Origin of the sequence: Prevotella sp. OH937_COT-195 (assembly GCF_003932845.1) — a bacterium.
Classification (GTDB): Bacteria; Bacteroidota; Bacteroidia; order Bacteroidales; family Bacteroidaceae; genus Prevotella.
Genome location: NZ_RQZH01000132.1, coordinates 1 through 560, shown reverse-complemented (window position 1 = coordinate 560; position 560 = coordinate 1). Strand labels below are relative to the sequence as shown.

1 tRNA gene and 1 pseudogene are annotated in these 560 nt (G+C 35.0%); both read left to right on the top strand.

The window, feature by feature from the left end:
* A pseudogene (locus EII32_RS11575) lies at window positions 1–151 on the top strand (IS5/IS1182 family transposase); the annotation flags it as partial.
* Between the two features lie 119 nt (window positions 152–270).
* Window positions 271–344: transfer RNA gene (locus tag EII32_RS11570), tRNA-Ile, on the top strand.
* The last annotated feature ends 216 nt before the right edge of the window (window positions 345–560 follow it).

The window sequence follows — 560 nt, the reverse complement described above, 5'->3', positions numbered from 1 at the left end:
TTATAAAGGTGTGAAAGGAGATGCCGTAAATATAATGTTGGCTGCGGCGGCGTATAACTTCAAAAGAGCAATGAGAGTTCTTTTGTGGCTTATAAAAAGAATCAGCGTGAATTTCGATTTTACAAACTTCACGCTGAAATATAGTTTTTAAGGGATGACTATTTAAAAAAAACAAACATTGAAGACAAAAAAACCGTGTTTTACTTGCATATTCCACGAAAAAGAATTACCTTTGCACCCGAATTAATGCACAAATGTATAATATTCGCCGGACTTGTAGCTCAGTTGGTTAGAGCAACAGACTCATAATCTGGAGGTCACAGGTTCAAGCCCTGTCTGGTCCACGCTAAAAATCAAGCACCTACAAATATTTTGTAGGTGCTTTTTCTTTGTTTTGCGAATAAAATTGCATTTCGCGAACACCAATATATAATATGCGAGTTCGGGTTAAGAAAGTCTTTGTAAAAGTTGGTAATCTCGTTAGTTCTTTGTAATTTTATTGTTGTAAATCAGTTGTTTGCAAAACAACCAAGCGATGATTACCAAAGACAAAATTATAG